Source organism: Elioraea sp. (assembly GCF_051860475.1).
GTDB lineage: Bacteria > Pseudomonadota > Alphaproteobacteria > Acetobacterales > Acetobacteraceae > Elioraea.
Window position 1 is genome coordinate 1 of record NZ_JBHYDW010000165.1, and the last position, 8,606, is coordinate 8,606.

7 protein-coding genes are annotated in these 8,606 nt (G+C 70.3%); 1 reads left to right on the forward strand and 6 read right to left on the reverse strand.

The features are described 5' to 3' along the window. The coding region (locus ACTIFU_RS20470; RefSeq protein ID WP_439580171.1) for a GTP-binding protein at window positions 1-922 on the reverse strand (922 nt) is incomplete at its 3' end. A gap of 159 nt (window positions 923-1,081) precedes the next feature. Between ACTIFU_RS20470 and ACTIFU_RS20475 the strand changes: the two genes are divergently transcribed. After that, window positions 1,082-2,875 carry an IlvD/Edd family dehydratase gene (locus tag ACTIFU_RS20475; RefSeq protein WP_439580172.1) on the forward strand — a complete coding sequence of 598 codons (1,794 nt, stop codon included), beginning with the start codon at window positions 1,082-1,084 and terminating at the stop codon, window positions 2,873-2,875. A gap of 39 nt (window positions 2,876-2,914) precedes the next feature. Here ACTIFU_RS20475 and ACTIFU_RS20480 read toward each other — a convergent pair whose 3' ends face one another. The 5 genes from ACTIFU_RS20480 to ACTIFU_RS20500 all read right to left on the reverse strand — a co-directional run. Continuing rightward, entirely contained in the window at window positions 2,915-3,619 is a 705-nt protein-coding gene (locus ACTIFU_RS20480) for an NUDIX hydrolase (RefSeq protein ID WP_439580173.1), read from the reverse strand. Between the two features lie 13 nt (window positions 3,620-3,632). Then, entirely contained in the window at window positions 3,633-4,313 is a 681-nt protein-coding gene (locus tag ACTIFU_RS20485; RefSeq protein WP_439580174.1) for a class I SAM-dependent methyltransferase, read from the reverse strand. A 43-nt stretch (window positions 4,314-4,356) separates the two neighbouring features. After that, window positions 4,357-5,622, reverse strand: coding sequence for a methyltransferase domain-containing protein (locus tag ACTIFU_RS20490; RefSeq protein WP_439580175.1), 1,266 nt, complete (start codon window positions 5,620-5,622; stop codon window positions 4,357-4,359). A gap of 17 nt (window positions 5,623-5,639) precedes the next feature. Then, window positions 5,640-6,530, reverse strand: a complete 891-nt coding sequence (locus ACTIFU_RS20495) for a sugar nucleotide-binding protein (protein WP_439580176.1) — start codon at window positions 6,528-6,530, stop codon at window positions 5,640-5,642. 81 nt (window positions 6,531-6,611) lie between these two features. Beyond that, window positions 6,612-8,606, reverse strand: a 1,995-nt coding sequence (locus ACTIFU_RS20500) for a hypothetical protein (RefSeq protein ID WP_439580177.1), incomplete at its 5' end; no start/stop codon positions are given.

Consider the following 8,606-nt stretch of genomic DNA (forward strand, 5'->3'; position numbering starts at 1 on the left):
CCGTGGGATAGAGCCCGCACCACACCACCGGCACCGAGGGCTTGAACCCGGGCAGCGGCTCGGCTGCCGGCACGCGGTCATCGGTGATCGTGTCGCCGACATTGCAGTCCGCCACGGTCTTGATCCCGGCGGTGATGTAGCCGATCTCGCCCGGGCCGAGATCGTCCACCGGCACCAGTTTCGGCGTGAAGATGCCGGTGGCCTCGACGGTGTGCACCGCGCCCGTGCTCATGAACCGGATGCGCTGGCCCTTCCTCAGCCGCCCGTCCTTCACCCGCACCAGGATGACCACACCGAGATAGGCGTCGTACCAGCTGTCCACCAGCAGCGCCTTGGCGGACGCACCCGGGTCGCCCTTGGGCGGCGGCAAGCGCGTCACGATCGCCTCCAGCACGCCCTCGACGTTGAGGCCCGTCTTGGCGCTGATCATCACCGCGTCGTCGGCCGGCAGGCCGATCACGTCCTCGATCTGCTCCTTCACCTTGTCGGGCTCGGCGGCGGGCAGGTCGATCTTGTTCAGCACCGGCACGATCTCGTGGCCCGCATCGATCGCCTGATAGACGTTGGCGAGCGTCTGCGCCTCCACGCCCTGCGAGGCGTCCACCACCAGCAGCGAGCCCTCGCAGGCGGCAAGGCTGCGCGACACCTCGTAGGCGAAATCGACATGCCCCGGCGTGTCCATCAGGTTCAGCTCGTAGGTGTTGCCGTCCTTCGCCGGGTAGATCAGCCGCACCGTCTGCGCCTTGATGGTGATCCCGCGCTCGCGCTCGATGTCCATGGAGTCGAGCACCTGCTCCTTCATCTCGCGGTCGGTGAGCGCGCCGCAGGCCTGGATCAGCCGGTCCGCGAGCGTGGACTTGCCGTGGTCGATATGCGCGATGATCGAGAAGTTGCGGATCAGGTGCAGCGGCGTGTCTGTCATGGGTCCGGGCGTCATGCGCCAATCGGCCCGGGCGGAATGGCCGACGAGCCGTCGAGGGGTCACTTAGGCCAAACGGGCGGGATTTCAAAGCGCAGAGGCGGCATTGACAGCCGCGTGAAGCGGCGCCGAGGCTTGCGCGCAGAAGCAGGAGGGAACGCGATGGCCAAGGGCAACGGGGCGGATGACGGCAAGATGCGGCTGAGAAGCCGCGAGTGGTTCGATGATCCGCACGATCCCGGCATGACCGCGCTCTACCTCGAGCGCTACCTGAACTACGGGCTGACCCGCGAGGAGCTGCAGTCCGGACGGCCGATCATCGGCATCGCCCAGACGGGCAGCGACCTCGCGCCCTGCAACCGCCACCACGTCCAGCTTGCCAGCCGCGTGAAGGACGGCATCCGCGATGGAGGCGGCGTGCCGATCGAGTTCCCGATCCACCCGATCCAGGAGACCGGCAAGCGTCCGACCGCGGCGCTCGACCGCAACCTGGCGTATCTGTCGCTCGTCGAAGTGCTGCACGGCTACCCGCTCGACGGCGTGGTGCTGACCACGGGCTGCGACAAGACCACACCCGCCTGCCTGATGGGGGCGGCGACCGTGAACATCCCCGCGATCGTGCTGTCCGGCGGGCCGATGCTGGACGGGTGGTGGAACGGCCGCCTCGCCGGCTCCGGCACCGTGATCTGGGAGGCGCGCAGGCTGCTCGCCACTGGCCGGATCGACACCGAGCAGTTCATGCAGATCGCCGCCTCCTCGGCGCCCTCGGTCGGGCACTGCAACACCATGGGCACGGCGCTGTCGATGAACGCGCTCGCCGAGGCGCTGGGGATGAGCCTGCCCGGCTGCGCCGCGATCCCCGCGCCCTATCGCGAGCGCGGCTGGATGGCCTACGAGACCGGCCGGCGCATCGTCGCCATGGTGCGCGAGAACCTCCGCCCCTCCGATATCCTGATCCGGGCGGCGTTCGAGAACGCGATCGCGGTGGCCTCCGCCATCGGTGCCTCGTCGAACTGTCCGCCGCACATCATCGCCATCGCGCGCCACATCGGCGTCGAGCTCACGATCGAGGACTGGCAGACGATCGGCGCCGACATCCCGCTGCTGGTGGACTGCCAGCCCGCGGGCCGTTTCCTCGGCGAGCGGTTCCACCGCGCCGGCGGCGTGCCGGCGGTGATGAGGGAGCTGCTCGATGCCGGTCGGCTGCGGGGCGAGGCGATCACCGTGACGGGGAAGAGCGTCACGGCGAATCTCACGGCGGTGCCGGAGCCTGACCGCGAGGTGATCCGCGCCTATGCGCAGCCGCTGAAGGAGAAGGCCGGCTTCGTCGTGCTGTCGGGCAACCTGTTCGACAATGCCGTGATGAAGGTCAGCGTGATCGACCCCGAGTTCCGCAAGCGCTTCCTCTCCGACCCGCCCGACGTGTTCGAGGGCCGCGCGATCGTCTTTGAGGGTCCGGAGGACTACCACGCGCGCATCGAGGACCCCGCCCTCGGCGTGGACGAGCGCTCGGTGCTGGTGATCCGCAACTGCGGCCCCGTCGGCTATCCGGGCTCCGCGGAGGTGGTGAACATGCAGCCGCCGACCGCGCTGCTCGCGAAGGGTGTCTCGGCCCTGCCGACCATGGGCGACGGGCGGCAGTCCGGCACCTCGGGCAGCCCCTCGATCCTGAACGTCTCGCCCGAGGCAGCGGTCGGCGGCGGTCTCGCGCTGCTGCGCTCGGGCGACCGGGTGCGGATCGACCTCACCACGCGCCGGGTGGACGTGCTGATCGACGCGGTGGAGCTCGCCGCGCGCCGTGCCGCCTGGACGCCGCCCGAGCCCGCGCACAAGACGCCGTGGGAGGAGATCTACCGCGCGATGGTGGGCCAGCTCGGCACTGGGGCCTGTCTGGAGCCGGCCACGCTCTATCTCGACATCGTGGCCACGCGCGGGGAGAGCCGGCACAGCCACTGATGTCCGATCGCCAAAGGTTCGACCCCCGGTGATCGGGCATCAGAGCAGCCCGCGCAGCCGGGCGCGGAGCAGGCAGGCCAGCGAGTATGCGTCCGTGAGCTCGCCCTCGGACACCATGACCTCGACCTCGGCGACGGCGAAGGCGCGCAGCTCCGTGATGCCCTCGTTCAGTGCCGGTGCGCCCAGCGTGCTCACCTCCGCCAGATAGAGCTGCACGGCAAGGCCGAGCAGGCCGGTCGAGCCGTGCACGGCGCCGAGCGGGGTGAGCGAGGTGACCGTCGCGCCGATCTCCTCGGCGAGCTCCGCGCGGGCGGCGTGCTCCGCGTCGAAGCCGGGCTCGATCCCGCCGCGCGGCACCTCCCAGTGCCACGCGCGCGTGGCATGGCGGAAATGCCGCACCAGCACCAGACGACGGTCCGGCAGCCGCGGCAGCATCGCGACCCCGGAAAGGTCGCCGGCTGCGCGCACCACCCGGTGGTGCACGCCGATCTCGCCGCCAGGAAAGCGCACCGCATCGCAGAGCAGCATGAGATAGGGGTCGCGGTAGCGGATTCCGACCTCCGCCCAGGCTTCAGGCAGCCCGCGCGCGGCATAGCGGCGGCCCATCTCCGCCTCGACGGCCATGATCCCGGCCGGGTCGAGCAGCACCTCGATCCCGCCATCCGGGTTGCGGAACCACGACGGATGCGTCTCGCGCAGCGCCAGGTACTCGACCAGGCGCGGCGGCGGGGGGGCGGACGTCACGTCCGCCGTGCCGTCAGCCGCGCGGATCAGCGCCGAGCGCGAACAGGTAGTTCGCCATCCTGTGGAAGCCCGTATGCACCACCTCGTCGTTCATGCTGAAGATGAACACGCTGTGGAAGTAGTCGAGCATCAATGCCTTCAGATCCGGTGCCGATTTGCAGTTGACGTGTCCTGCCTTGGACTGCGGCGAGGCGTAGGGCTGGCTCTCCAGCGACGGCAGGCCGATGATCCCGACCCCGTGCGGATCGAGCGCAGCGAAGCCGTTGGAGAGGAACAGGCGTTCCTTCGACGGCTCGATGTGTTCGAGGACGTCGAGCGCATAGACCGCGTCGAACCTGCCGGGCACGGGGCCGTCGAGCATGTCGTGGACGAACACGTCGAACTGCCAGCGCGGCACCATGCGCGCCTTCACGTCCTCGACGAACACCGGATCGAAGTCGAGTGCGCTCAGCCGCTCCACCTCGGCCTGGACGATGCGTGTGCCGAACGCGTCGCCGCAGCCGATCTCGAGCACGTGCCTGCGCCCCGCGAGCATCTTGGCGACGAACTTGTAGCGCGAGAGGCGGAAGACCAGGTGCTTTGGGTCCTCGTGCCAGCTCTCGCTGCTGCGCAGGCCCATCCGCTCGAAGCCCTGCTCGGCGACGTGCTCGACACACACCTGATACTGCGTTTCCCGGGTCTTCGGCATGCTCATGGGGGCCTCTCACTGCCGGCGGCGCAGGGCCGCGGAAATCTGGTCAGATCGCGACGTCGCCGTCCTTGCCAACGATCCTGGTCTCGGGACAGAGAACGACGAAATGCCCGCCGCGGTCCAGATAGTCGCGGTTGCCCTCGATGATCTTCTGCGCATGCACCCAGGCGAGGATCACCGCGTAGTCGGGCATGCGCTTCAGCAGCTCCGCCGTTGGCAGGATCGGAATGCCGTCGCCCGATTGGTAGCGGCCGACCTTCTGCGGATGGTCATCGACGATGTAGTCGATCGCGCCGGCAAGGCCGAGCTGGGCGATCAGCGTGGGGCCGCTGCGCGCGGCCCCGAAGCCGGCGATGCTGCGCCCCTCGCGCATCCACCGCGCGGCGAGGGCGGCGGTGCGTTCGCGAATCTGCCTCACCTTGGCCCCGAAGCCGCGCAGCGTCTCCAGCGCACCGAGCCTGCGATCCGCCTCGAGCGCGAGCAGCGCGCGCACGGACTCCCCGACGGGCCGCGACCCGCCCTTGAGCTGCACCGTGCCGATCAGCGAGCCATGCTGGATCGGCGCGCGCTCGGCCGCGATCAGCTCGAGCCCATGCCGGTCGAGAAAGCGCACCAGCGGCGCGACCGAGTGGTGGCTCATATGCTCGTGGAAGATGGTCGCGATGAGCACGCCGTCGATGATGTCGGCGAGGTACTGCGCCTCGAAGAAGAACAGCCCCTCCGATGCGAGCAGGGTGCGCACGCAGTCGGCCATCTCGCCGAGGTCGTCGGCATGGGCGAACACGTTGAAGGCCGAGACGATCTGCGCCGGCCCATGCGCGTCGCGGAGCCGGCGCGCGAGCGGCAGCGACATCAGCGCAGTCTCGGTCGGCACGCCCGCGGCGATCGCGCGCTCGGCCGCAGCCCTCGCAGGATCGACGCCGAGCACGCGGAAGCCTCGCTCCCGGAACGGTCTGAGCAGCGAGCCGTCGTTGCTGCCGATGTCGATCACCAGCGACCCGGCGGGCGGCGCGGCAGCGGCGATCATCCGCTCCGCCATCTCCCGGAAGTGCTCGGGCATGCCCTTCGCCTCGCCCGAGTAGTAGGTGTACGACCCCCACAGATACTCGGGGTCGATCACGTCGAGCTGCTGCACATGCCCGCACTCGGCGCACATGTAGACGTCCACCGGAAAGCGCTCGGCGCGCTTCGCGGTCTCCGCGTCGGTGGTATAGTTCTCCGACAGCGGGATCGGCGCGAGGTCGACCACGCGCTCGACCTTCGGCGAGCCGCAGAGCCGGCATGTCATGCGGCGCGTCGCCTTGACGGCCATGGATCGCCCTCCTCCGGTCAACAGCCCAGCGCGGCGGCGAGATCGTCGACCAGGTGGTCGAGCGGCTGCGGCGCAAGCCCCGTCAGCGCCGAGGTGCGCACCATGCCGAGCCCGCTGAAGCGCGGCTTGAACGCGATCTGCACGCCCTTGGCGACCGCGGTGGTCGGCTGGATCAGACGCTCGTCGACGCGCAGGCGCCGTGCGAGCGCGTGGGCGAACGCGACATAGGACACGTTCTCCCGGCCGGAGATGTGCAGATGGCCCGATGCGCGTGTCGCGCCGACCGTCGCCAGCGCCTCGCCGACGAAGCGCCGCGAGATCGGCGCAAAGATCAGGTCCTCGAACGGCTCGACCGCCTCGCCCCGGTCCCAGGCCGCGCGCCAGGCCGGCAGCGGCGAGACGCCCGCGTCCAGGATCTTGGTCAGCCGCACGATCGCGAGCCGCCCGGACGCGCCGAGCCGCGCCGCGGCTGCGCGGATCGCCGCCTCGCCTTCCGATTTCTGCCGGGCGTAGGCGATGCCGGGGGCATGCGCATCGTCCTCGTGCGGCCAGGGCCGATCGCCGCCGAATACCGAGTTGGTCGAGACGAAGGCAACGAACAGCCCCTGCGCGAGCAGCGCCGCGGCAAGCTCAGGGATCAGCTCGACATTGATCACGCGCGCCTGCGGGTCGCGCTCGCATCGGTCGTAGTTGGTCGCCGCCGCGATCAGGAAAGCGTAGCCGATGCCCGGCGGGGCACGGAAGGTCGCGCGATCCTCGAAGTCGAGGTGGATGCGCCCATCGCCGATCGTGTCGCGCCGCCGGGTCGTTGTCAGCACCCGCTCGCCGCGCCGTGCCAGGGCGGCCGCGGTGCCGCCACCGACCAGGCTGTCGCCGCCGACCACGAGGTAGCCGGATGTCTCCGTCATGGACTCGCAGGCATGGTGTGGGGGGCACCGCGTCGATGTGAACCGGATGGCGGCGATGGAAACCACGTCGCCGCCCGAGGGTCAATCATGCGCCTCGGCTGCGGCGGGCGCGGGCGCCACCCCGGCGTGGTCCGGCCGCGGCGCGCCGAGACGCCCGGTCTCGAGGCCGGACAGCACGATCAGGGCGCTCGTGCAGTAGGCCGGGCAGACCTCGGAGGGCCGGCCCATGCGCAGGTTGTTCGCCGCCGTCAGCGCCGCGACCACCGGCCAGAGCACCATCGCGCCAAGCAGCAGCGGCAGCCGCGTCCAGGACGAGGGCCAGAGCTGATTGAGCACGCGCCGCTCCAGCCGCCGCAGGCGCCGCTTGATGCGTCCGCCCGCGAACCGCGCGGCGACGCGGCAGCCGAGCCAGCCGGACAGGAACAGATCCGATGTGTAGTGCGCGAGCTCGATCGTGAAATTGCTCGGGTCCGCGTCGCCATTGGGGTGGTCGATATAGATCGCGATCGCGCCGCCCGGCCGGACCAGTTGGCGCGCGGCCTCGATAAGCCGTCCAGCCGTCAGGACGTCGGCGCGGTGCAGATGCAGCAGGACCACGCCGTACCCCTCGGCCTGTGCGCGAGACCGATCGAGATCAGCGTCGATATCCTCCAGCAGCGCATCGAACCCCGTGCGCACCTCGAACCGGTCGCCGCGGCCGAGCGCCGCCGCCAGCGTGCTGTCGTCCGCGCAAACGAGCAGGCGGTGGTCCGCCGGCGGCAACGCCTCCACCCAGTCGAGGAGCAGCCGGGAATCGGGCCAGAGATGATGCCAGATCGGGACGTCCGGCACCGAGCCCATGGCACGCCGTGCCCGCGCGAGCAGACCGGTGTAGAGGCGCTGGGCCAGCGGGACGCGCCTCCCGCGCCGGCGCCGAGCGGCGACGCCGCGAAGCCAACCACGGGGCGCGGTCGTCCTGGCCGCCGCAGGCGAGGCGAGCTCGGGCGGCTCGACCTGGTCGTCGCCACCGGCCGCCCGCAGCGACCGCCAGGCCGCGACACCGAGCGTCCAGTAGAGGTGATCCTCGTGGTCGGCCGGCCGCCGGGTCATGCGCGACCGGACCGCCGCCATGAACCCGGCGAGATGCCGACGGGCCTCGTCGAGGCCGTCGGGCGGGTCGGCGGTGCGGAACAGCACGTCTGCCTCGGCGAAGCGCCGGTGCTCCCGCGTCGTCCAGACCGAGAGCTCCCGGGCGATCTCGGCCGGCCGCTTCGCGCCCGACGAGATGAACCGCCGCTCCTGGTCCGAAGGCTGGAGCTCGAGCATGAAGAAGCTGTCGGAGTCGTCGAGGATGGTGAACGCGCCGGACGGCACCAGCTCCGGGACGAGGCCGTAGTCGCAGTAGGAATTGACCCGCCCGATCGGCCGCTCCGGTCGGATCGCCAGCATGAAGATCAGGTGGTAGCGCGCGAGCAGCGCGGTTCCGTCGACCTGCCAGTAGATCTGATTGTGGGTTGTGCAGGTCACCAGCTGCTGGGTCACGGTCTTGGCGACCACGGTCGGGTGCAGGGTGTCGAAGGCGAGCCGCACCATCGCGCGCGGCGGCATCGCCAGGCTGCCGTCACGCGGATCGATCGCGTCCGCCAGCACCGGCAGTGCGTCCTCGGCGCGGGCGCGGAGCGACGGCGCCATCACGCATCGGTGCCCCTGGTGCAGGCGGGTGAGCAGGGTCTCGAGCGCGCCCTCGGCAAGCACGAAGTCCGAGTTCATGAACACGAAGGTCGTGTCGGTCTGCGCCGCGCCGCTGTCCGCGATCCCGCGCGCATAGGCGAGCGTCAGCGTCACGCCGTAGCAGCCGCTCGTGATCAGATCGTCGATCGGCAGGAAGCGCACCGGGCAGAGCTGACGCAGCCGCTCGAATGCGGGCTTGCCGTCGAATGCGGCGATGCTCTCGCGCGAGGTCAGCATCAGGATCTCGAGGTCGCTGGCCGCCGCGAGTGCGGGCAGGTTTCCCGGAGCGAGATAGGAGGGCAGCGAGATCCGCGCGAACTCGTCGATGTAGCGTGCGCCCCAGATGACCGTCAGAAACTTGACCTT